The sequence below is a fragment of the Glycomyces dulcitolivorans genome (assembly GCF_003265355.1).
Classification (GTDB): Bacteria; Actinomycetota; Actinomycetes; order Mycobacteriales; family Micromonosporaceae; genus Glycomyces; species Glycomyces dulcitolivorans.
The window spans coordinates 1-21,073 of sequence record NZ_QFRW01000288.1; the positions used below are offsets into that span (position 1 = coordinate 1).

Annotated in this window: 19 protein-coding genes; 11 read left to right on the forward strand and 8 right to left on the reverse strand. The window is 70.5% G+C overall.

Annotated features, from left to right (window positions below; all coding sequences use genetic code 11):
• Positions 1–1,942 (forward strand): translation initiation factor IF-2 (gene infB, locus DI269_RS19385; RefSeq protein WP_112138877.1); only part of this gene is annotated, 1,942 nt, incomplete at its 5' end.
• On the forward strand, positions 1,943–3,370 hold the full coding sequence (locus tag DI269_RS19390; RefSeq protein WP_112138879.1) for a DUF7782 domain-containing protein: 1,428 nt from the start codon (positions 1,943–1,945) through the stop codon (positions 3,368–3,370). It abuts the gene before it with no gap.
• Here the strand turns inward: DI269_RS19390 and DI269_RS19395 are convergent.
• The 3 genes from DI269_RS19395 to DI269_RS19405 form a co-directional block, all read right to left on the reverse strand.
• Positions 3,367–4,014 carry a response regulator gene (locus DI269_RS19395; protein WP_112138881.1) on the reverse strand — a complete coding sequence of 216 codons (648 nt, stop codon included), beginning with the start codon at positions 4,012–4,014 and terminating at the stop codon, positions 3,367–3,369. The genes DI269_RS19390 and DI269_RS19395 overlap by 4 nt on opposite strands.
• 60 nt (positions 4,015–4,074) lie before the next feature.
• Entirely contained in the window at positions 4,075–5,337 is a 1,263-nt protein-coding gene (locus DI269_RS19400; protein WP_112138883.1) for a sensor histidine kinase, read from the reverse strand.
• Positions 5,338–5,416: 79 nt separating this feature from the next.
• The gene (locus DI269_RS19405) at positions 5,417–5,950 is read right to left on the reverse strand and encodes a DUF6069 family protein (protein WP_112138885.1); all 534 of its coding nucleotides are present in this window, start codon (positions 5,948–5,950) and stop codon (positions 5,417–5,419) included.
• A gap of 125 nt (positions 5,951–6,075) precedes the next feature.
• On the opposite strand from DI269_RS19405, the gene DI269_RS19410 reads away from it, so the two are divergent.
• The 4 genes from DI269_RS19410 (at position 6,076) to truB (ending at position 9,373) form a co-directional block, all read left to right on the forward strand.
• Positions 6,076–6,372 carry a DUF503 domain-containing protein gene (locus DI269_RS19410; RefSeq protein ID WP_112138887.1) on the forward strand — a complete coding sequence of 99 codons (297 nt, stop codon included), beginning with the start codon at positions 6,076–6,078 and terminating at the stop codon, positions 6,370–6,372.
• A gap of 85 nt (positions 6,373–6,457) precedes the next feature.
• Positions 6,458–6,910, forward strand: a complete 453-nt coding sequence (rbfA, locus tag DI269_RS19415; protein ID WP_112138889.1) for a 30S ribosome-binding factor RbfA — start codon at positions 6,458–6,460, stop codon at positions 6,908–6,910.
• Positions 6,907–8,244: an MATE family efflux transporter gene (locus DI269_RS19420; RefSeq protein WP_112138891.1), complete on the forward strand. Its 1,338-nt coding sequence runs from the start codon at positions 6,907–6,909 to the stop codon at positions 8,242–8,244. Before rbfA ends, DI269_RS19420 begins: the two co-directional genes overlap by 4 nt.
• Before the next feature lie 217 nt (positions 8,245–8,461).
• Positions 8,462–9,373, forward strand: coding sequence for a tRNA pseudouridine(55) synthase TruB (truB, locus tag DI269_RS19425; RefSeq protein ID WP_232822822.1), 912 nt, complete (start codon positions 8,462–8,464; stop codon positions 9,371–9,373).
• Positions 9,374–9,463: 90 nt separating this feature from the next.
• On the opposite strand, the gene DI269_RS19430 is transcribed toward truB, so the two are convergent.
• Entirely contained in the window at positions 9,464–10,354 is an 891-nt protein-coding gene (locus DI269_RS19430) for a helix-turn-helix domain-containing protein (RefSeq protein WP_112138895.1), read from the reverse strand.
• 101 nt (positions 10,355–10,455) lie between these two features.
• Between DI269_RS19430 and DI269_RS19435 the strand changes: the two genes are divergently transcribed.
• Positions 10,456–11,103 carry a mycothiol-dependent nitroreductase Rv2466c family protein gene (locus DI269_RS19435; RefSeq protein WP_112138897.1) on the forward strand — a complete coding sequence of 216 codons (648 nt, stop codon included), beginning with the start codon at positions 10,456–10,458 and terminating at the stop codon, positions 11,101–11,103.
• Between the two features lie 68 nt (positions 11,104–11,171).
• Here DI269_RS19435 and DI269_RS19440 read toward each other — a convergent pair whose 3' ends face one another.
• Positions 11,172–11,687, reverse strand: coding sequence for a DUF3145 family protein (locus DI269_RS19440; protein ID WP_112138899.1), 516 nt, complete (start codon positions 11,685–11,687; stop codon positions 11,172–11,174).
• Between the two features lie 395 nt (positions 11,688–12,082).
• Between DI269_RS19440 and DI269_RS19445 the strand changes: the two genes are divergently transcribed.
• Positions 12,083–12,430: a hypothetical protein gene (locus tag DI269_RS19445; protein ID WP_112138901.1), complete on the forward strand. Its 348-nt coding sequence runs from the start codon at positions 12,083–12,085 to the stop codon at positions 12,428–12,430.
• 182 nt (positions 12,431–12,612) lie between these two features.
• Here the strand turns inward: DI269_RS19445 and DI269_RS19450 are convergent, their stop codons facing one another.
• From DI269_RS19450 to DI269_RS19460, 3 genes are all read right to left on the reverse strand, one after another.
• Positions 12,613–14,493 carry a protein kinase domain-containing protein gene (locus DI269_RS19450; RefSeq protein ID WP_112138903.1) on the reverse strand — a complete coding sequence of 627 codons (1,881 nt, stop codon included), beginning with the start codon at positions 14,491–14,493 and terminating at the stop codon, positions 12,613–12,615.
• 63 nt (positions 14,494–14,556) lie between these two features.
• Positions 14,557–17,151, reverse strand: coding sequence for a trehalose-phosphatase (gene otsB / locus DI269_RS19455; protein WP_112138905.1), 2,595 nt, complete (start codon positions 17,149–17,151; stop codon positions 14,557–14,559).
• Positions 17,152–17,216: 65 nt separating this feature from the next.
• Complete coding sequence (locus DI269_RS19460; RefSeq protein ID WP_232822823.1) at positions 17,217–18,647, reverse strand: alpha,alpha-trehalose-phosphate synthase (UDP-forming); 1,431 nt, start codon at positions 18,645–18,647, stop codon at positions 17,217–17,219.
• A 160-nt stretch (positions 18,648–18,807) separates the two neighbouring features.
• On the opposite strand from DI269_RS19460, the gene ettA reads away from it, so the two are divergent.
• The 3 genes from ettA to DI269_RS19475 all read left to right on the forward strand — a co-directional run.
• Positions 18,808–20,487, forward strand: a complete 1,680-nt coding sequence (ettA, locus tag DI269_RS19465) for an energy-dependent translational throttle protein EttA (protein WP_112138907.1) — start codon at positions 18,808–18,810, stop codon at positions 20,485–20,487.
• 2 nt (positions 20,488–20,489) lie between these two features.
• The gene (locus DI269_RS19470) at positions 20,490–20,891 is read left to right on the forward strand and encodes an acyl-CoA thioesterase (protein ID WP_198667563.1); all 402 of its coding nucleotides are present in this window, start codon (positions 20,490–20,492) and stop codon (positions 20,889–20,891) included.
• Positions 20,879–21,073 (forward strand): hypothetical protein (locus DI269_RS19475; protein WP_157975096.1); only part of this gene is annotated, 195 nt, incomplete at its 3' end. The genes DI269_RS19470 and DI269_RS19475, both read left to right, overlap by 13 nt.

Here is a 21,073-nt window from a genome sequence, read left to right on the forward strand (position 1 = left end):
CGGCAAGGCGCGCGGCGGCGGTGCCGCAGGCGCGTTCGGCCGCGGCGGACCCCGCGGCAAGTCCCGCAAGTCGCGTCGTCAGCGTCGCCAGGAGTTCGACAACCTCGCAGCGCCGAGGATGCAGTCGGGCGCTCCGCGCGGCAACGGCGAGACCATTCGCCTGGCCCGCGGCGCGTCGCTCTCGGACTTCGCCGACAAGATCGGCACCCTGCCGGGCACGCTCGTCCAGGAGCTGTTCGGCCTGGGCGAGATGGTGACCGCCACGCAGTCCGTGTCCGAGGAGACCTTCGAGCTGCTCGGCGCCCACCTCGACTGGGACATCAAGATCGTGTCCCCCGAGGAGGAGGACCGCGAGCTGCTGTCGCAGTTCGGCATCGACCTCGACGAGGAGGACAAGGACACCTACGTCGCGCGTCCCCCGGTCGTCACGGTCATGGGCCACGTCGACCACGGTAAGACGAAGCTGCTGGACGCCATCCGGAAGACCAACGTCGTCGCCGGCGAGGCGGGTGGCATCACCCAGCACATCGGCGCCTACCAGGTGCACGTCGAGCACGAGGGCGAAGACCGCGCGATCACCTTCATCGACACCCCGGGCCACGAGGCGTTCACCGCCATGCGTGCCCGAGGCGCGAACGTCACGGACATCGTGGTGCTCGTGGTCGCGGCCGACGACGGCGTCATGCCGCAGACGATCGAGGCCCTGAACCACGCCAGCGCCGCCGGCGCCCCCGTCGTGGTGGCGGTCAACAAGACCGACCTCCCCGATGCGAACCCGGGCAAGGTCCGCCAGCAGCTGACCGAGTACGGCCTGGTCGCCGAGGAGTACGGCGGGCAGACCATGTTCGTCGACGTGGCGGCCAAGCCGGGCATCGGCATCTCGGAGCTGCTCGAAGCGGTGCTCCTGACCGCCGACGCCTCCCTCGAACTGGAAGCGTCCGAAGAAGGCAACGCGCAGGGCATCGCGATCGAGGCGCACCTCGACAAGGGCCGCGGCCCGGTCGCGAGCGTCCTGGTCCAGAAGGGCACGCTGCGGGTCGGCGACTCGATCGTCGCGGGCGGGGCCTACGGCCGCGTCCGGGCGATGCACGACGCCGACGGCCACCGCGTCACCGAGGCGACTCCGTCGTTCCCGGTGCAGGTGCAGGGCCTCTCGTCCGTCCCGATGGCGGGGGACGTGTTCCTCGCCGCCGAAGACGACCGCATGGTCCGCCAGATCGCCGAGCAGCGCCAGGCACGGCGCCGCGCGGCCCAGCAGGCGTCCCGCGTCTCGCGCACCACGCTCGAGAACCTCATGGACAAGATCGCCGAAGGCGAGCGCACCACGCTCTCGCTCATCATCAAGGGCGACGGCGCCGGTTCGGTCGAGGCCCTCGAAGAGGCGCTGGTCGCGCTGGAGATCCCGGAGGAAGTGCACCTCCAGGTCATCCACCGCGGCGTCGGTCCGATCACCGAGTCCGACGTCAACCTCGCTGCGGCGGGCGACGGCGAGTCGGCGACGATCATCGCCTTCAACGTTCGGGCCGAGGGTCGCGTCCGCGACATGGCCGAGCGCGAAGGCGTGGACGTCCGGTACTACACGGTCATCTACCAGGCGATCGAGGAGATCGAGACCGCGCTCAAGGGCATGCTCAAGCCCGAGTTCGAGGAAGCGGCGCTCGGTTCGGCCGAGATCCGCGAGGTGTTCCGCTCGTCGAAGCTCGGCAACATCGCCGGTGCGCTCGTCACGAGCGGCTCGATCAAGCGCAACGCGAAGGTCCGCCTCATGCGCGACGGCGCGGTCGTCATCGAGACGACCATCTCGTCGCTGCGCCGGTTCAAGGACGACGCCAACGAGGTCCGCGAGGGCTTCGAGTGCGGTTTCACCTTGAAGAACTACAACAACATCGAAGAAGGCGACGTCATCGAGGCCTTCGAGATGCGCGAGAAGCCGCGCGCGTAAGTGCGTCTGCTCGAATCTGAAGCCGCAGCGCGGCTCGGCGAGGCCCTTCGGGGCTTCCGCCGGGCCGCGCTGCGGCGCGTCTACGGCCCGGAATCCTTGGCCGCCGCCGACCGCGGCGACTACCGGGCCCTCCTCGCGCAGTGCGGGGACGAACCGCTCGGGGTCCTCGCCCGCCTGTTCGTCGTCGGCGTGCCCGTACCCGCCGATGCGGCGGCGAACGCCTTGGCGCCCTTCGCCCTTGACGAGGCCCTCGACTGCGGCCTGCTCACCGGGACCGACATGGTCTCGGCCGGCTGGGGCGCCCAGTTCGAGGGCGACCGGCTGCTCCTGTCCGACCAGCTCCCGAACACCACGGGCGGGCGCACCCGGGAGCACGTCCTCGGCATCGGCGGCGCCTCGAAGCTGCTGCTGGACCTGACGCTGCGCACGCCGGTCGCGAGCGCCCTGGACCTGGGCACCGGCTGCGGCGTCCAGGCCCTGGCCCTGCACGCCGACCGGATCACCGCCACCGACTTGAGCGAGCGCGCCCTCGCGTTCGCTGACCTGAACGCCACCGTCAACGGCGTCGAGGTCGAACTGCTGCAAGGGGACCTGCTCGAACCGGTCGCCGGTCGCGCCTTCGACCTGGTGGTCGCGAACCCGCCGTTCGTGATCGGCACGCCCGGTTCGGGCTGGACCTACCGCGACGGCGGCCGCGAGGCCGACGGCATCGCCGCCGAGCTCGCCGCCGCGTCGACGACTCTTCTCAACTCCGGCGGCACCATGCAGTTCCTCGCGAACTGGCTGCACCGCAAGGGGGAGGACTGGTCCGAGCGCGTCGCCGGCTGGTTCCCCGACGCGGGGGTGCGGGTGTGGGCCGTCGAGCGCGAGGCGCTCGACCCCCTCGACTACGTGCGCACCTGGCAGCGCGACTCCGGCGAGTCCCACGACGCCGAGCAGGCCGCGGCCTGGCTCGACTGGTTCGCCGCCAACGAGGTCGAGGCCGTCGGCTTCGGCTTGATCACCGTCCGCCGCATCGACGGCCCGACCGAGATCGTCTGCGAGGAGGCCCGCCACGCGGTGGAGGCCCCGTGGAGCGACCGCGTCGCCGACTGGTTCGCCGTGCGCGACCGCGCGATCGAGCCCGAGGAGCTGTGGACCGCGCAGTTGCGGGTCGCCGATGGCGTCGTCCTCCAGCAGACCGCCGCCCTCGGCGATGAAGGCTGGGACGTCGACCGGCAGTGGCTCCAGCAGTCCGGCGGCATGCGCTACGCCGAGGAGGTCGACCCGCTCGTGGTCGCGTTCCTCGGCGCCTGCGACGGCGAAGCCGAAGTGCGCCTTCAGGTGCAGCTGCTCGCCGACACGTACGGGGCGGAGCCGGCGATGCTGTACGCCCAGCTCTACCCCGTGATCCGCCGCCTCGTCGAGCGCGGCTTCCTCACCCGCTAGGAACGCAGGTACGCGAGGACGGCCTTGACCCGCCGGTGGTGGTCGCCGTCCTCGCTGCTGAGCGCGAGCTTGGTGAAGATGTTCCTGATGTGCTTCTCGACCGCGCCGTCGGAGATGAAGAGCTTCTTGCCGATCGCCTTGTTCGAGTGGCCCTCGGCCATGAGGCCCAGGACCTCCTTCTCGCGGGGCGTCAGCGTCGCGACGGGGTCGTTCTTGCGGCGCCGGACCATGAGCTGCGAGACCACCTCCGGGTCGAACACGGTCCCGCCCGCGGCGACGCGCTTCAGGGAGTCCATGAAGTCCTCGATGTCGATGACCCGCTCCTTGAGCAGGTACCCGACCGCGCCCCTCGCGTCCGCGAGGAGGTCGTCCGCGTAGGAGACCTCCACGTACTGGCTGAGGATGAGCACGGGCGCGCCCGGGACGAGCTCCCGGGCGCGGGTGGCGGCCCGCAGGCCCTCGTCGGTGAACGAGGGCGGCATGCGGACGTCCACGACGGAGACGTCGGGCTTGTGCTCGGCGACGGCCGCGACGAGCGCGTCGCCGTCACCGACCTCGGCGACGACCTCGCACCCGAACTCCTCCAGGAGCTTCACGAGCCCCGACCGGATGAGCACGGCGTCATCGGCGATGACTACCCGCACCCGTCACCCCACCCACCGGCGCCTTCGGCGCCTCTCCCCGAAATCGAGTGAACACTGTGCCTACGCACTAGGAACCTCCACGACGATCACTGTCGGACCGCCGTCGGGGGAGTCGATGGTCCACTGGCCCTCGACGGCCTTGACCCGGTCGGTGAGTCCGGAGAGCCCGTGCCCCTTCGAGACGTGCGCGCCCCCGACCCCGTTGTCGCCGACCGAGAGCACCAGCCTATCGCCCCAGTCCTCGACCGACACGGTCGCTTTGGTCGCACGTGAGTGCTTGGCCACGTTCGTGAGGCACTCGGCGGTCACGAAGTACACCGTGCTCTCCACCGACGCCTTGTAGCGGCCGTTGAGGTCGGTCTCCAGTTCCACCGGCACGAGCGAGCGCGCCGCCAGGGCCGCGAGCGCCGCCTCCAGGCCGCGGTCGGTGAGGATCGGCGGGGCGATGCCGCGCGAGAGCGATCGCAGCTCGTCGATGGTCTCCCGCGTCTGCGCGATCGCCGACTCCAGGGTCTCCTGCGCCGCTTCGGGATTGGTCGCGAGCTGGCGCTTGACGCGGGCGAGCTCCATGCCCAGGCCCACCAGGCGCTGCTGCGGGCCGTCGTGGATGTCCCGCTCGATGCGGCGCAGCGCGTCCGCCTCGGCGGAGGTCGCCGCCGCCCGCGACTCTTCGAGCTGGTCGATCCGCTCGTGCAGGCCGGAGATCGAGGTCAGCATGCCCTTCCCGATGAGCGCCTGGGCCAGCGCCATGCCGCGGATGACCGGGACGATCGTCAGGACCATGACTGCGCCGCCGATCAGGGTCAGCGCCGACATCGCCAGGTACGAGTCGCCCCAGCCGAGCCAGCGGGCCGCGATCTCCAGGCCCTGCTCCGACTCGCCGGTCGCGGCGATGACGATCCAGCCCCACAGCGGCCACGAGACCGTCGCGATGGTGACCGTCCACCACACGAGCGCGATCGCGAAACCGGCGATCGCCACCGGCAGCACCGCGACCGCCCACAGGATGTTCAGCCACGACTGGCCGTCGGTGAGGGCGGTCAGGAACCGCCGCAGGGCCGAGGCGTTCTCGGGGGCCTTCTTGTAGCGCGGGCGCGGCAGCTCGCGGCCGAGCACCGCCGGGAGCATGGAACGGCCGGCCGCGGCCATGCCGCGCATCGCGAACATCGTGGCCGCGGCGATGGGCACGCCGATCCAGATGACCGCCGTACCCGTCCCGAGGAGGGTCCCGACGACGCCGATGATGAAGGAGGGCAGGGCGATGAAGAACATCGACAGCAGGTAGCCCGTGTCGATCCCCAGTTGCCGGAGGCTTGTACGCATGGTTCAACAGTAGAAAAGCGGGCCGCCCGGTACGACCCGGCGGTCCCGCTTGTTCAAGGTAGGGCAGGCCCTACCCTCCTCACAGCATCCCGTCGCCGTCGACGGTCCTGCCGCCCCGCGTCGCGATCCCCGCGACGGAGTTGAGGAGGCTCATGATGCACAGCCCGATGACCAGGTTGACCGCCGCCGTCGCGACCTGCGACGCGACCTCGGCCTGCACGGTGAACGGGATGAGCACGCCCACCGCGACCACCAGCAGCATGATCCAGTTGAAGAACGCCATCGGCCGCGGCATGAGCAGCAGCAGCATGTGCACCGCCCCGGTCGCCAGGATCGCGACCGCGAACGCCCCGAACGCGTAAGTCGTGGTCGTCGCGTCGCCGTAGGCCCCGGCGTCGGACGGCGAGAGGATGTGGATGCCGAGCACCCCGCGCACCAGCAGGATGCCCACGAGGGCGACGAGCGCCGCGACCACGGCCGTGCCGAACCCGCCCGCCCACAGCCTCCCCGCGTCGACGCGCGGGCGGTCGTCGCGCTGCGGTTCGACCGCCGCGTACGGGCGCGTGGGCTGCTCCCGGTAGTTCTGGTCCCAACCGCTCTGCGGTGACGCCATCGCTCCTCCTCGGTCCGTTTCCGGCCTCATATTGGCAGGTACCCGTGACGGAGGTCGCGAAACCGGCGATTTCCGGCAGCGTTAAAGATCTTGGGGAAGTCGGGGACGGCGCGTAATCTAGAGCGGTGTTCACCGGATGTGTTGAATTCGACCTCCTCCTGCCCCCGGACTCCCGCTCGCTGAAGGCCAAGCGCTCCTACGTGCGCCCGATCGTCGCCTCCCTGCGGAAGTACGAGGTCGCGGTCGCCGAGGTCGGCGACCAGGAGCTCCACGGCCGCACTACGATCGGCGTCGCCGCCGTCGCAGGCGACCACCGGCACGTCACGGAGATCCTCGACGCCTGCGAGCACCACGTCGCGGGCCGTCCCGAAGCGGAACTCCTCAGCGCCAGGCGGCGCGTCTTCGGTCCAGAGGACGAATAGCCAGTAACCGCACCCGAAGACGGGACGCGGTCGACCAAGGCGCACCCGACCGGAGGTGCGCATGAAAGCAGAAAGCGGGAGAGCGATGGCAGACGCGGCGAAGCGGGCCCAGGTGTCCAAGCGGGTCATGGAGCTGACCGCCCAGGCGGTCCGCAAACTCAAGGACCCCCGGGTCGGCATGGTCACCATCACCGACGCGCGCATCACCCCGGACCTGCGCGAGGCCACGGTCTTCTACACCGTCCTCGGCGACGAGGACCAGGTCAAGGCCTCCGCGGCGGGCCTGGAACGCGCCACCGGCCACCTGCGCACCACCGTCGGCCGGGCCCTGGGGATGCGCCACGCGCCGTCCCTCCAGTTCATCGCCGACACCGTCCCCGACCAGGCCAACCGCATCGAGGAGCTCCTCGCCAAGGCCGCCGCGGCCGACGCCGAGGTCCACAAGATCGCCGAGGGCGCCGCCTACGCCGGGGACGCCAACCCGTACGTGGAGAAGGACGAGCCCGAGGACGAGGCGGCCGAAACGCCCGAGCGGTGAGCCCCGCCGCCCCCGCCGACCCGGCCTCGGCCCCTCCGAAGCCGGCCTCCTACCGGAAGATCGCCTCCCTGGCGCTCCCGGCCCTCGTCGTCCTCGCCGCCGAACCCATCTACCTGCTCATCGACACCGCCGTGGTCGGCCACCTCGGCGCCGTCCCGCTCGCCGGGCTCGCCCTCGGCGGCGTCATCATGGGCCTCGCGCCGCTCATCGGCGCGGTCCTCGCCTACGGCACCACCGCCCGCGCCTCCCGCCGCTTCGGCGCGGGCGACCGGGCCGGCGCCGTCGCCGAAGGCGTCCAGGGCACCTGGCTCGCGCTGGCCGCGGGCCTGCTCATGATCGCCGCGATCGGGGCCTTCGCGGGCCCGCTCGCGCGCCTCATGGGCGACGACCCGGCCGTGGAGGCCGCCGCGGCCGAGTGGCTGCGCGTGGCGATCCTCGGCGCCCCCTTCCTGCTGGTCGCCGGGGCCGGCCAGGGCTGGATGCGGGCCGTCCAGGACACGCGGCGGCCCATGTGGTTCGTCTCGGTGTCGTTCCTGCTCTCGGCGATCCTCGCGCCGGTCCTGGTCTACCCGGTCGGGCTCGGCCTGGTCGGCTCGGCGTGGGCGAACGCCGTCGCGCAGGCCATCTCCGGCACGCTGTTCCTCCTCGCGCTGCGCCGCGAACGCGTGAGCCTGCGCGTGGACTGGCCCCTCATGTCCAAGCAGCTGGTCGCCAACGGCGACTTGATCATCCGCGGCGTCGCCTTCCAGGTCAGCTCGTTCTCGGCCGCCGCCGTGGCCGCCCGCGTCGGCACGGCCGCGCTCGGCGCCCACCAGATCGGCATGCAGCTGTGGTTCTTCGCGGCGCTCGCCCTCGACGCGGTCGCCATCGCCGCCCAGGCCCTCATCGGCGCCGACCTCGGCGCGGGCCGCCCGGAGACCGCGAAGGCCTCCGCGAAGCGCATCACCGTCGTGGGCGTCGGCTACGGGGTCCTGTTCCTGGTGGTGGTGCTCGCGCTCGTGCCGGTCCTGCCGGGCCTGTTCACCTCCGATGCGGCCGTTCACGACCAGCTCGGGTCCATCTGGCCGTGGCTGGTGCTGCTCCTGCCGGTCGCGGGCGTGGTGTTCGCGCTCGACGGGGTCCTCATCGGGGCGGGCGACCTGCGGTTCATGCGGAACATGACCGTCATCTCGATCGCCAGCGGCCTGCCGTTCACGTGGCTGACGCTCGTCTTCGGCTGGGGCCTCGCCGGGATCTGGGGCGGTATCGCCGTCTTCATGCTCGTGCGCCTCGGACTCATCCTGTGGCGCTTGCGATCCGGTGACTGGGCCGTCACCGGGGCCGAGCGGGCCTGACGAATTCCGTCTCACGATGTGAATTCGTCGCTGTGAGGCGCCTGAACCTCCGTTAAGGTTTCGAGGATGAACACTGATTCGTCACCTCGCCGCAAGCGTCATGCCCGTCCCGGTAATTGGGAAGAGGAGAAGGCGGAGGCGCTGCGCGCCCTCCAGGAATCGCTCGACCGCCACCAGTAGGCACCGCCGCGCGGGCGGCCGGTTAGCCTCTACGACCGTGACCGCAGCGCAGAACGGCCCCCAGCCGGGCCTCATCGTCGTCGACAAGCCCCAGGGCATCACCTCTCATGGAGTGGTGGCCCGGATGCGCCGCATCTGCGGCACCCGCAAGGTGGGCCACGGCGGCACCCTGGACCCGATGGCGACCGGTGTCCTGATCGTGGCCGTCGGCAAGGCCACCAAGCTGCTCACCTATGTGTCGGGCCTCGACAAGTCCTATGCCGCGACGATCCGCCTCGGCCAGTCCACCGTGACCGACGACGCCGAAGGCGACGTCACCGCGGCCGCCGACGCCTCCGCGGTCCCCGAGGACGCGATCCGCGCCGGGCTCGCCGCGATGACCGGCGAGATCGACCAGGTCCCGAGCGCCGTGAGCGCCGTCAAGATCGACGGGCAGCGCGCCTACAAGCTGGTGCGCGACGGCGAGGCCGTCGAACTCAAGCCCCGCCGCGTCACCATCGCCTCGATCGAGGTCCTCGCGATCCGCCGCGAAGGGGCGTTCACGGATGTGGACGTCGACGTCTCCTGCTCCTCGGGCACCTACATCCGCGCCATCGCCCGCGACCTCGGCACCGCCCTGGAGGTCGGCGGCCACCTGACCGCCCTGCGCCGCACCAAGATTGGCGGCTTCGGCCTCGACACCGCCGCGACCCTGGAGACCCTGTCCGAGCGCTCCGACGCCGGCGAACCGCTCGGCGCCCTGACGATGGGCGAGGCCGCCGCGAGGCTCATGCCGACCCGCACCGCCACCGAGGCGGAAGCGAAGGCGCTCTCCTACGGCAAGCCGCTCGAAGCGGTCGGCATCGAAGGCCGCTACGCCGTCCTCGACACGGAAGGCGAACTCCTCGCAGTCCTCATCGAAAACGGCGACGCCGCCAAGCCGGAGACGGTGTTCGCCGCCGCTTCGTAGCCGAAATGTCGGACCCCTCTGGCACCGTTGAAAACCGGGGGCCCAACCCCAGGGCCCCGAAGGGCCCTTGGTGTGCGCCGCGGATCGCCGTTAGCGCTGAGCCAGCACCTCACCCCTGAAGGCGATCGGCGTCGTTCCCGTTCGCTGGGCGAAGAACTTGTTGAAGTTCGTGGCGCTGGAGAAGCCCAGTCGCTCGCCGATCCTCGCGGCGGGGACCGCCGAGCACGCGAGCATTCGCTTGGCCTCCAGCACCACCCGGCGGTCGATGAACTCCTTCGCGGGCATCCCGACCGCGGCGATCGTGGCGCGCGACAGCGTTCTGGGGGAGCAGGCGAGGGCTTCGGCGTAGTCGCTCAAGGTCCGGGTGTTCGCGAAATCGCGTTCGACCGCGTCCCTGAACGACAGGTACACCTCGCCCTGCTCGCTCCCGGCCGCCACGGTCGGGAGGCTCGCGATCCGCAGCACCAGCACCGCGAGCAGGTGCCGCAGCACCTGCCGCCGCGTGTCCGGCGCGAGGCGGTCGGCGGAGTGCTCCCACTGGAGCTGCGTCACCGCCGCGCGCAGCAGCGCGTGGTCCTCGGCCGCCGGCGCGCGCAGGACCGGCGCGTGCGGGTCGTCGGCGCAGACGCCGATCGCGGTGTCGGGGTCGAGGAACCCGGTCGCGAAGCGGATGACCACGCCTTCGGCGCGGTCCAGGTCGCCCCACTGCTGCACCTGCCCGGGCCGCGCCCACAGCCACTGCCCCGGGGCGAGCGCGTGCTCGCGGAAGTCCACGGCGTGCCGCAGCGTCCCCGAAGTGAGCGAGACGAGGCAGTGCCGGTCGGGCCGGAACGGCCGCGTCGGGGCGGCGCCCGCGCGCAGGCGGGAGAGCGTGAGGATCTCGAACGACGGGGCCGGTGCGCCGAACGGCTCGGCGAGGCACTCGGCGGCGCCTTGGAACAGGCGGCCCGTTATGTCATCTTGTCGCGTATTCACCAGCATCAAGTGGTACTTTATCCGTTTTCTCGGGGCGGCGCGGCGACTCCCGATCATAGGGCGCGGCCGCCTGGGGACTAGTTCAAATTTGAAGTAGGCTGGGGCGCATGACCGAATCCAAAACCGTCGACTTCTGGTTCGATCCCGCGTGCCCCTGGGCGTGGATGACCTCCCGCTGGATCATCGAGGCGTCGAAGCACCGCGATCTGGACGTGCGCTGGAACGTGATGAGCCTCTTCGTGCTCAACGAGCCCAAGCTCGACGAGCTCCCCGAGCGCTACCGCGAGTTCATGCCGAAGACCCTCCCGGCCGTCCGCGTGGCGACCGCCGTCGCCGAGCAGTACGACAACGAGACCCTCGGCCGCCTCTACACCGCCCTCGGGAACCGCATCCACATCCGCGGCGAGAAGGACCCCGAGACCGTCATCCCCTCGGCCCTCGAAGCGGTCGGCCTCCCGGCCGAGCTCGCGAAGGCCGCCGACACCGACGAGTGGGACGAGGCCCTGCGCGCCTCGCACCAGCGCGGCATCGGCCTGGTCGGCACCGACGTCGGGACCCCGGTCGTCGCCGTCGAGAACGACGAGGGCGTCAAGGTCGGCCTCTTCGGCCCGGTCGTGACCCCCGCCCCGCAGGGCGAGGCTGCCGCGAAGCTGTGGGACGGCGTCTACGCCGTGACCACGACCCCGGGCTTCTACGAGCTCAAGCGCTCGCGCACCGACGGCCCGAACTTCGACAACCTCGTCGACGACCTGTAAGCCGACGGGCTTCATAAGGCAAAGCAGAACGCCCGCAACGCGATCGCGTTGCGGGCGTTCCGTCTCGTCTAGCTGACCTGGGAGAGCCAGGACTGCTCGGTGCCGCCGGCGGCCTGCCGGTACGGCGCGAGCTCCCGCTCCCACTCCAGTCCGAGCAGCTGGTCCAGCCCGGAGCGCAGCGCCTCGGCGCTGGTGGTGGTCGCCAGGAGGGCGCGGATGCGGTCCTCGGCGATCATGATGTCGCCGCTGGCGCTCATCGCGGCGCGGTAGGCGCCGCGGCCGGGGACGTGCATGATGCGCTCGCCGTCGACGCCCGCGCTCGGGTCCTCGGTGACCTCGAAACGCAGCATCGGCCACTGCACCAGCGCCTTCGCGAACTCGGCGCCCATGCCGGCGTACCCGGTCCAGGCGCGCTCGGCGCGCATGGTGCCGCGCTCGGCGTCTTGCGGGGACCACCCCAGCTTGACCGTTCCCTGCCGCGAGGAGCCGCCGGAGCTCTCCAGGACACGCCCGATCGCCCACTCGACGTGCGGGCACACCGCAAGCGGGCTGGAGTGGATGTAGATCACGCCGCGTGTCTGCATCGCGCACCTCCTTGGGAATCGGCGTATCTGAGTACTGGCTCACTCCTTGTGGTCATTCGGCTACGACTTGAAGTCGTGCAACGGGTATCGGCCGGGTCGATGTAGGGATGAACTCGGACCCGGCGCGCTATTCCGCTCTGTTACATACTGACAGCTTCGAAAGCATCGCGCTAGGCTTAAACGGCTCCGGGCACTCACTTTTTCGATCATTCGATGTGTCACACCCGGTCAATGTGCTAGTCATCGCACGCGACACCTGAGCTACACTTGCGCATGACCGGCATACTGTCGGTTTTCTTTTGTGGTCCAACCCAGGTTCAGTGCCAGTCTTCGGGGCTGCTCTTCCTGCGTGAGACCGAAGGATTTCGTCTACACGACATGGTGAGGAGACCGGCGTGGCAGCCAACACTTCCAAGACAGCACGCGCTTCCGTCAAGGCCGGCCAGGGCAAGGGCGCCGCGGGACTGAGCGTTCTCGGCGAGTTCAAGTACCTGATCCCGCTCAACGGCGGCAAGCACGTCTACCTGCGCAACCTGACCAACGGCAAGACCCTGCACCTCGCCACCGGCTCCGAGGCGTTCACCGAGGCCCTCAAGGCCCTGGCCGCCGCCGGTCACGGTGAGAAGCTCAAGGCCGAGATCGAGGGCCTCGCGGCGAAGCTCCCCGCGGAGCAGGGCTGGGACACCACCCTGAAGAACCTCGAAGAGGCCGGCGTGTTCTCCGCCGAGGCCGTCGCCGCCTAGGTTTCGCACCCGCGACAGCCGCGCTCCATGCCCATCGGGTATGGGGCGCATTTTCTTTGCCCGCCGGAAACGGTCGATCAAATGTTCGACCGCGCTATTCCCGCGTCAATTCCTGCAACTGCGGAATGCGACTCCAGAGTGGGGCGCATCGCCCGATCGGGTGGACCCTATCGGGCTTTCGGTCAATCCGCGAGATCGGCGGTGCACACCGGATCGGACATCGGCACCTCATCGACCGACCACAGTGCGCTCACCTGGAAGCAGTAGTCCTGGTCCGGGCTGAACCCGGCCGTGGTGAACTCGGTCTCCAGCGTGCCCTCGGTGTTCAGCGCCTCGGCCCGGTCGTCGCCCACGCGCTGGGCGAACACGATGTACCGCAACGTGTCCGTGGCCCCTTCAGGCGCGGTCCACGTGAGCGTGACCTCGCCCTCGTCCCACGTCGCGATCGCCACGCCAGTCGGCGCGCCCTGCCCGTCGGTGTTCGCCTGGTCGAGGTCCCCGGGGTCCTTGTTCGGTACGAGCAGCCACAGCCACAGGGTCATGACGAGCCCCAGGACGACCGTGATCGACAGGCCCAGGACCACGTAGCCCTTGAGGCTCCGCGTGTCCTTCTGCTTCGGCTGGACCTGCTTGGCGGGCTTGTACGCCTGCGTCTTGCGCTGCTTCGCGCCGTCGCGGCCGATGACCGGCGGCGCGAACACCTGCTCCTGCTGCGGCGCCGACTGGGGCGCCGTCTGCGGAGCCGCTTGCGCCGTCCACGGCGAGGGCGGCGGCTGCATGCTCACCGGCGCGTGCGGCGGCGCCGAGTACGGGGCGAGGTTCGGGGCCGCCGACGCCGGGACGCCCGAGAACGGCTGCGCCGAAGCGGGAGCCCCTGAGAACGGCTGGGCCGAGGCCGGGGCGCCGGAGAACGGCTGCGCCGACAGCGGCGCCCCCGAGAACGGCTGCGCCGACACTGGTGGCGCGCTCGCCTGCGCGGCCCCGTTCAGCTGCGCGTACCGCGGGTCCACGGCCTGCCCCAGCTGCGAACCGAATCCGCCGGTCCCGCCGCCGGTCATCCCGCCGGCGGTCGAACCGAGCGTGTTCCCGTACTCCGAGTGCGGCGCGGGCGGCGGCCCGACCGGCGCGAACGGGTCGAGCGGCACCCGCGTGCCCCGCGAGGCCACCTCGGGCCGGTAGACCGTCTCCTCGTTCGAGACGTCGCCGATCACCGACGGCGCGGCGGCCTTGCCGACCCCGCCGCCGTACATGCCCCGCTGGAGCTCCTCGGCGAACGCCTCGCACGACGCGGGCCGCCGCGCCGGGTCCCGCGCCAGGCTCCGCACCAGCAGCGTCTCCAGCCACTCGGGGACGTCGTCGCGCGGCAGCTTCGGCGGCGGCATGTCGGAGGTGACCCGCTCGCGGTGCGTGTCGGGGTCGGTGCCGCCTTCGGGGTTCGCGAACGGCGCGAACCCGGCCAGGAGGTGCCACATGCTGGAGGCCAGGCTGAACAGGTCGCTGGAGGGCGTCTGCACCTGCCGCAGCAGGGCCTCCGGCGACGCGTGGAGCGGGGTGAGCTTGTCGATCGCGGCCGTCGCGGCGAGCGCCGCGGTGCTGCGGGCGATCCCGAAGTCCGCGAGCGCCGGCCCGTACTGGCCGCGGAGGATGTTCTGCGGCTTGACGTCCCGGTGGAGGATGTCGGCGTTGTGGGCGGCCTGGAGGGCCTGCCCGATCTTGACGCCGACGTCGAGGACGTCGCTCACCTGGAGCGGGCCGTTCGCCTTGAGGATCGCCGAGTACGAGCCGCCTTCGCAGTACTCCATGACGATGAACGGTTGCCCGGCGTCGGTGTGCCCGGTGTCGATGATCGAGACGATGTGGGGGTGGTTGGAGACCGCGACGGTCGCTTCGAGCTCCTTCTCGACCGAGTCGGCGGTGGTCATGTCGTCGTCGACGAGCAGGACCTTCACCGCGACGGTCCGGTCGAGGCGCTCCTGGACGGCGCGGTAGACGAACGCGGTCGACCCGTGCGCGACCATCTCGAAGTCGCGGAATCCGGGGACGGCCGGAGTGTTGAGGCTCAAGGCGGGGGCTCTCTGCCGGGGACGTTCGGTCCCGTCCAGATTAGCCCCCGCCCTGAGACTTGCTCAGATGCGTCCGCTCGTGCCGTTCAGCAGGTTCGCCACCCGGATGAGTCCGAGGTGCGAGTACGCCTGCGGGTGGTTGCCCAGGCCGCGCTCGGCGATCGGGTCCCACTGCTCGGGGAGCAGGCCGGTCGGGCCCGCGCACGCGAGGATCTGCTCGAACAGCTCCTCGGCGTCGGTGCGGCGCCCCACCTGGAGGTACGCCTCGGCGAGCCACGCGGCGCAGATGATGAACCCGCCCTCGGTGCCTGGGAGGCCGTCGTCGCGGTGGTAGCGGTACACCGTCGGGCCCGAGCGCAGGCCGGCCTCGATCTTGAGGACGGTCTTCAGGTAGCGCGGGTCGTCGGGCGGGAGCAGGCCGGAGAGGCCGATCCACAGGGACGCGGCGTCGAGGTCGTCGTGGCCGTACGCGGCCGTGTAGGCGCCGGTCTCGTCGTTCCAGCCCAGTTCGAGCACGTTCTTGGCGATCTGGTCGCGCAGCTCGGGCCAGTCGGGCTTGTACTCCATGCCGAACTGCTCGGCGACCTTGAGCGCCCGGTCCACGGTCACCCAGCACATGACCTTGGAGTAGACGTGGTGCCGCGGGGCCTGGCGGGCCTCCCAGATGCCGTGGTCGGGCTCGTGCCAGCGCTTGGCGACGGCCTCGACCATGCTCGCCATGACGCGCTCCTCGAACTCCGAGAGGTGCCCGCGGCGCTGGGCGACGGCCTCGATGAGCATCGCGACGGGGCCGAACACGTCCAGCTGGACCTGGTTCGACGCGGCGTTGTTGATGCGCACCGGCCGCGCCCCGGCGTACCCGGGGAGCGTGTCGATGATGGCCTCGGGGCTGGGCGCCTGGCCTTCGATGTCGTAGAGCGGGGCGAGCCGCTCGGGGTGCCCGGCGGTGCGTTCGAGGATGCCGGCGACCCACGTGAAGTAGGACTCGGCCTCCTGGAGCGAGCCGAGGTCGACGAGCGCGTTCGCGGTCATCGCGGCGTCGCGGATCCAGCAGAACCGGTAGTCCCAGTTGCGGACGCCGCCGAGCTCCTCGGGGAGCGAGGTGGTGCCCGCGGCGAGGATCGCGCCGGTCGGCTGGTAGCAGAGGGCCTTGAGCGTCAGCGCGGAGCGGGAGACGGTCTCGGACTCGATGCGCGGGAGCTTGAGCGAGTCGGACCAGTTGCGCCAGCCGGCCTCGGTGGTGCGGCGGCGCACGTGGACCGGGGGCCGCCAGTCGCTGAGGTCGTCGATGCCGGCGCGCATCTCCAGGACGAGGTGCCCGCCGGTCTGGGCGAGGTCGACGGTGGCGACGGCGAGCGAGTGCTGCCCGTCGTACTCGATGTGCCACTCGACGCCCTCGGAGCGCAGGCTGATGGGCTCGCGGCCGCCGAGGACCTTGAGGCCCTCGCCGCCGACGGGCTGGAGCTGCACGGGCAGCTGCCCGAACTCCGGCCGGGGCGCGAACGTGATCTTGACGGGGATCTCGCCGGTGATCTCGCGGACGAGGACGGTGGCGTTGAGGTCGCCGCGGCGCCGCGGGGTCGAGTCGAGCCAGTCGGTGACCGACAGGCCCGACCAGCGGGTCTCGACGGTCATCGTCCCGGCCACGTACCGCTGGCCGAGCGGGATGCCGGCGCTGACCGGCTGCACGGTGAAGTGGCCGGCGTGGTCGCCGCCGAGCAGGTCGGCGAAGACCGAGCCGGAGTCGGGCTTGGGGTGGCACATCCAGGTGACGCGGCCCTCGGGGGTGAGCAGCGCGTGGTTGGCGCCGTCGGCGAGCATCGAGTGGCGCTCGATGAGCTGCGCCGATTCGCCCTGGAGCCAGGCGCGGCGGGTGTCGACCAGGCGCGCGAGGAGGACGGCGACCTCTTCGGGGTCGGCGAGCCGGTAGCCGGCCCGGGTGGGGCCGGGGCCGATGCGGACGCCGACGTCGGGGCCGTGGAGGTGCGCGAACGCGTTCTCGTCGGTGACGTCGTCGCCCAGGAACAGGACCGCGGAGGCCCCGAGCTGGTGCCGGAGCTTGTCCAATGCGTCGCCCTTGTGCGTGGCGACCACGGACAGGTCGATGACGGCCTTGCCCTCGGTGGTCTGCACGCCGTCCCAGGAGGAGGGGCCCTCGCGGACGTCCTCGACGGCCCGGAGCGCGTCGGCGTCGGTGCACTCGCGCACGTGCAGGGCCGCGCCGGCGGGTTTGGGCTCGACCCGGGCGCCCTCGTAGCGTTCGGCGATCGCGGACAGCTCGGCCACGAGCTTGTCGCGCAACCGCTGGTCCTCGCTGGAGAGCGCCCGGGTGAAGCCGATGTCGAACTCGGACCCGTGGGATCCGACCAGGTGCACTTCGGAAGGCAGGCGGGACAGGGCCGCCAGGTCGCGCAGGGCGCGACCCGAGATGACCGCGACCTTGGTCTGCGGCAGGTTCGCGAGCGTCCGCAGGGCCGAGACCGATTCCGGGATCGGCTTGGCCTGCGAGGGATCGGTCACAATGGGAGCGAGCGTGCCGTCGTAGTCGCACGCGATCAGCAGTTGCGGAACGCGGGCGAGCAGGGTGAGGGCCGAGCGGAGCTCTTCGGAGGAAGCGGGGCTCTCCGGAGCACGACCCTCTGGGCTAGGTGCGGTCATCTGGCGTATCTCTCCAACACCGTCGTTGCGGATTATGTGTGCCTACCGGCCCCTGCCTGCCGTTTTCAGTCGGCGGAGGGCAGGCTGCCCGGATTGTACGCCGCGCTGCGCTCCGGAACGCCGAGCGCCGTGAGGAAGCTGCGGGCCCAACGTGAGACGTCGTGCTTGCGCAGGTACCTCCTCATGGCGCGCATTCGTTTCATCTTATCTTCGGCGGACGCGTTCGCCGCTGTCACAAATCCGTCTTTCAAATCGGTCAGATCATGCGGATTCACCAGGAACGCCTGCCGCAGATCGCCTGCGGCACCGGCGAACTCGCTGAGCACCAGCGCCCCGCGGTTGTCGACCTGGCTGGCGACGTACTCCTTCGCGACGAGGTTCATCCCGTCGCGCAGAGGTGTCACGGCCATCACGTCGGCGGCCTGGTACAGGGCCGCGAGCTCGTACCGGTCGAAGGACTGGTGCAGGTAGTGGACCGCGGGCAGGCCGACCTGCCCGTACTCCCCGTTGATGCGCCCGACCTCGCGTTCGACCCGCTCGCGCAGGGCGATGTACTGGTCGACCCGCTCCCGGCTGGGGGTGGCGACCTGGATCATGACGGCCTTGGGGACCTCCAGGCGGCCGTCTTCGAGCAGTTCGCGGAACGCCTTGAGGCGCCGTTCGATGCCCTTGGTGTAGTCGAGCCGGTCGACGCCGAGGATGATCGTCTCCGGTTCGCCGAGTTCGGCGCGGATCTCCTTGGCGCGCTGGCGGACCCGTTCGGTGCCGGCGACCTCTTCGTTGGCGGCGGTGTCGATGGAGATGGGGAAGGCGTCGGCCCTGACGAGGCGGTCGTCGACGGTGACGTAGTGCCCTCTCGGCCGGTAGCCGAGCAGGTGGCGGGTGAGCGCGAGGAAGTTCTGCGCCGCGAGGGGCCGCTGGAAGCCGACGAGGTCGGCGCCGAGGAGGCCCTTGAGGATCTCCATGCGGTGGGGGAGTTGCATGAACAGTTCGACGGGCGGGAACGGGATGTGCAGGAAGAACCCGATCCGCAGGTCCGGGCGGCGCTCGCGGAGCATGCCGGGGACGAGCTGGAGCTGGTAGTCCTGGATCCACACGACCGCGCCGGGTGCGGCTTCGCGGGCGGCCACTTCGGCGAACCGCTCGTTGACCTCGTAGTAGGACTTCCACCAGGAGCGGCGGAAGACGCGGGGTTCGACCGCGTCGTGGTACAGCGGCCACAGGGAGGCGTTCGAGAACCCCTCGTAGTAGCGGAGTACTTCGCTCTCGCTGAGCTCGACCGGGAGCAGCGTGACGCCGTCCGCGGTGAAGCGCTCGGGGGCGGCGCCGGCGATGCCGGCCCAGCCGATCCAAGTGCCCTGGTTGGCCTGGAGAACTGGTTCGAGGGCGGTGACGAGGCCGCCAGGGGATCGGCGCCAGGTTTTGTTTCCCTCTTCATCGACGACTGCGTCGACGGGGAGGCGGTTGGCGACGACGATGAACGATGCGTTGCTCAATGTGTTCCTCCTTTCCGCAAGCTTATCGGGGGAGGGGCTCCAGAGGGCCGCGGTGACGTACGGGGCTGCGCGCGAGGCCCGATTGGCGGATGCCCCCGCGGGCTTGACATCATTGGTACCGGTCAGTTCCGTACCGCCCGTCGCACAGCAGAGGATCAGCGTGGCGCAGTTCATCTACACCCTGGAAAAGGCGCGCAAGGCGCACGGTGACAAGGTCGTCCTCGACGACGTCACCCTGTACTTCAACCCGGGTGCGAAGATCGGCGTGGTCGGCCCCAACGGCGCCGGCAAGTCGAGCCTGCTCAAGATCATGGCGGGCATCGACCAGGTCTCCAACGGCGAGGCGAAGCTCGCGAACGGCGCCACGGTGGGCCTGCTCGCGCAGGAGCCGCCGCTGACCGAGGGCAAGACGGTCATGGAGAACGTCCAGGAGGCCGTCGCGCCGATCCAGGCGAAGCTCGACCGGTTCAACGAGGTCGCCATGGAGATGGCCACCGACTACACCGACGAGCTGATGAACGAGATGGGCAAGCTCCAGGAGGAGCTCGACGCCGCGAACGCGTGGGAGCTGGACTCCAAGCTCGAACAGGCCATGGACGCCCTGCGCTGCCCGCCCGGCGACGAGCAGGTGGACCACCTCTCCGGCGGCGAGCGCCGCCGCGTCGCCCTGTGCAAGCTCCTCCTCGAAGAGCCGGACCTGCTGCTGCTCGACGAGCCCACCAACCACCTCGACGCCGAGTCGGTCCTGTGGCTGGAGCGCCACCTGGCCTCCTACCCCGGCGCCGTCATCGCCATCACGCACGACAGGTACTTCCTGGACAACGTCGCCGAGTGGATCCTGGAGCTTGACCGCGGCCGGACCTACCCGTACGAGGGCAACTACTCCACCTACCTGGAGAAGAAGGCCGAGCGCATGAAGGTGGAGGGCCGCAAGGACTCCAAGCTCCAGAAGCGCCTGCGCGACGAGCTCGAATGGGTCCGGTCGAACGCGAAGGCCCGCCAGACCAAGTCCAAGGCCCGCCTGGGCCGGTACGAGGAGATGGCGGCCGAGGCCGACAAGACCCGCAAGCTCGACTTCGAGGAGATCCAGATCCCGCCGGGCCCGCGCCTGGGCTCGACGGTGATCGAGGCGAAGGACCTGTACAAGGGCTTCGACGGCAACACCCTCATCAACGGCCTGAGCTTCAGCCTGCCGCGCAACGGCATCGTGGGCATCATCGGCCCCAACGGCGTCGGCAAGACCACGCTGTTCAAGACCATCGTCGGCCTGGAGAAGCCCGACTCGGGCGAGGTCAATGTCGGCGGCACCGTCCAGCTGTCCTACGTGGATCAGAACCGGTCGGGCCTGGACGGCGACAAGTCGGTGTGGGAGGTCGTCTCCGACGGCCTCGACTACCTCATGGTCGGCAAGGTCGAGATGCCCAGCCGCGCCTACATCGCCGCGTTCGGCTTCAAGGGCCCGGACCAGCAGAAGCCCGTCAAGGTCCTCTCCGGCGGCGAGCGCAACCGACTCAACCTGGCGCTCACCCTCAAGGAGGGCGGCAACGTGCTCCTCCTCGACGAGCCCACCAACGACCTCGACGTCGAGACGCTCTCCAGCCTGGAGAACGCCCTCCTGGACTTCCCCGGCTGCGCCGTGGTCATCTCGCACGACCGGGCCTTCCTCGACAAGGTCGCCACCCACATCCTCGCGTGGGAGGGCGACCCGGCCACCGGCGAGCCCGCCTGGTTCTGGTTCGAGGGCAACTTCGAGTCCTACGAGAAGAACAAGGTCGAGCGCCTCGGCGCCGAAGCGGCCAAGCCGCACCGCGTCACCCACCGGAAGCTCACCCGGGACTAGCCGTGGCGCGCTTCACGACCGACGTCGCACTGCGCTGGTCCGACATGGACGTCTTCGGGCACGTCAACAACAACAAGTTCATGGTGCTGCTCGAAGAGGCCCGCGTGGCGATGATGTTCGACGCCGCCGCGGACGCCGGGATCGCCGGCTTCCGCGAAGGCGTCGTCGTCGCCCGCCACGAGGTCGACTTCCTGCTCCCCGTGGTCGTCCCCGCCGAGACGCGCGTCGAGATATGGGTCGAGCGGATCGGGAACTCCTCGTTCACCTTCGCCTACGAGCTCTTCGCGAACGACAAGCTCGCGCTCAAGGCCAAGACCGTGATGGTCCCGTTCAACACCGAGACCCAGCGGCCCCGGCGCATCACCGACGACGAGCGGGCGTTCCTGGAGCGATGGACGGACTGACCGCCGGCGACGGCCTCGCCTTCGCCGCCCGCGTCGCCCGCCTCGACCCCGACGCCCCCATCCTCGCCCGCGAGGGCCGCCTCTGGGCGACCCTGCCCATCGGCGTCCTCGCCGTGCGCGACGGCGCCGGCATCCCCGACGGCGTCTACCGCGCCGCCGGCCTCGCCGCCGGGGACGCGACC

Excerpts from the sequence above, each read along its gene's own strand:
- DI269_RS19400 (WP_112138883.1), bottom strand. The coding sequence starts at position 5,337 with ATGCGTACAAGCCTCCGGCAACTGGGGATCGACACGGGCTACCTGCTG.
- DI269_RS19405 (WP_112138885.1), bottom strand. The coding sequence starts at position 5,950 with ATGGCGTCACCGCAGAGCGGTTGGGACCAGAACTACCGGGAGCAGCCC.
- rbfA (WP_112138889.1), top strand. The coding sequence starts at position 6,458 with ATGGCAGACGCGGCGAAGCGGGCCCAGGTGTCCAAGCGGGTCATGGAG.
- DI269_RS19430 (WP_112138895.1), bottom strand. The coding sequence starts at position 10,354 with ATGCTGGTGAATACGCGACAAGATGACATAACGGGCCGCCTGTTCCAA.
- DI269_RS19435 (WP_112138897.1), top strand. The coding sequence starts at position 10,456 with ATGACCGAATCCAAAACCGTCGACTTCTGGTTCGATCCCGCGTGCCCC.
- DI269_RS19440 (WP_112138899.1), bottom strand. The coding sequence starts at position 11,687 with ATGCAGACACGCGGCGTGATCTACATCCACTCCAGCCCGCTTGCGGTG.
- otsB (WP_112138905.1), bottom strand. The coding sequence starts at position 17,151 with ATGACCGCACCTAGCCCAGAGGGTCGTGCTCCGGAGAGCCCCGCTTCC.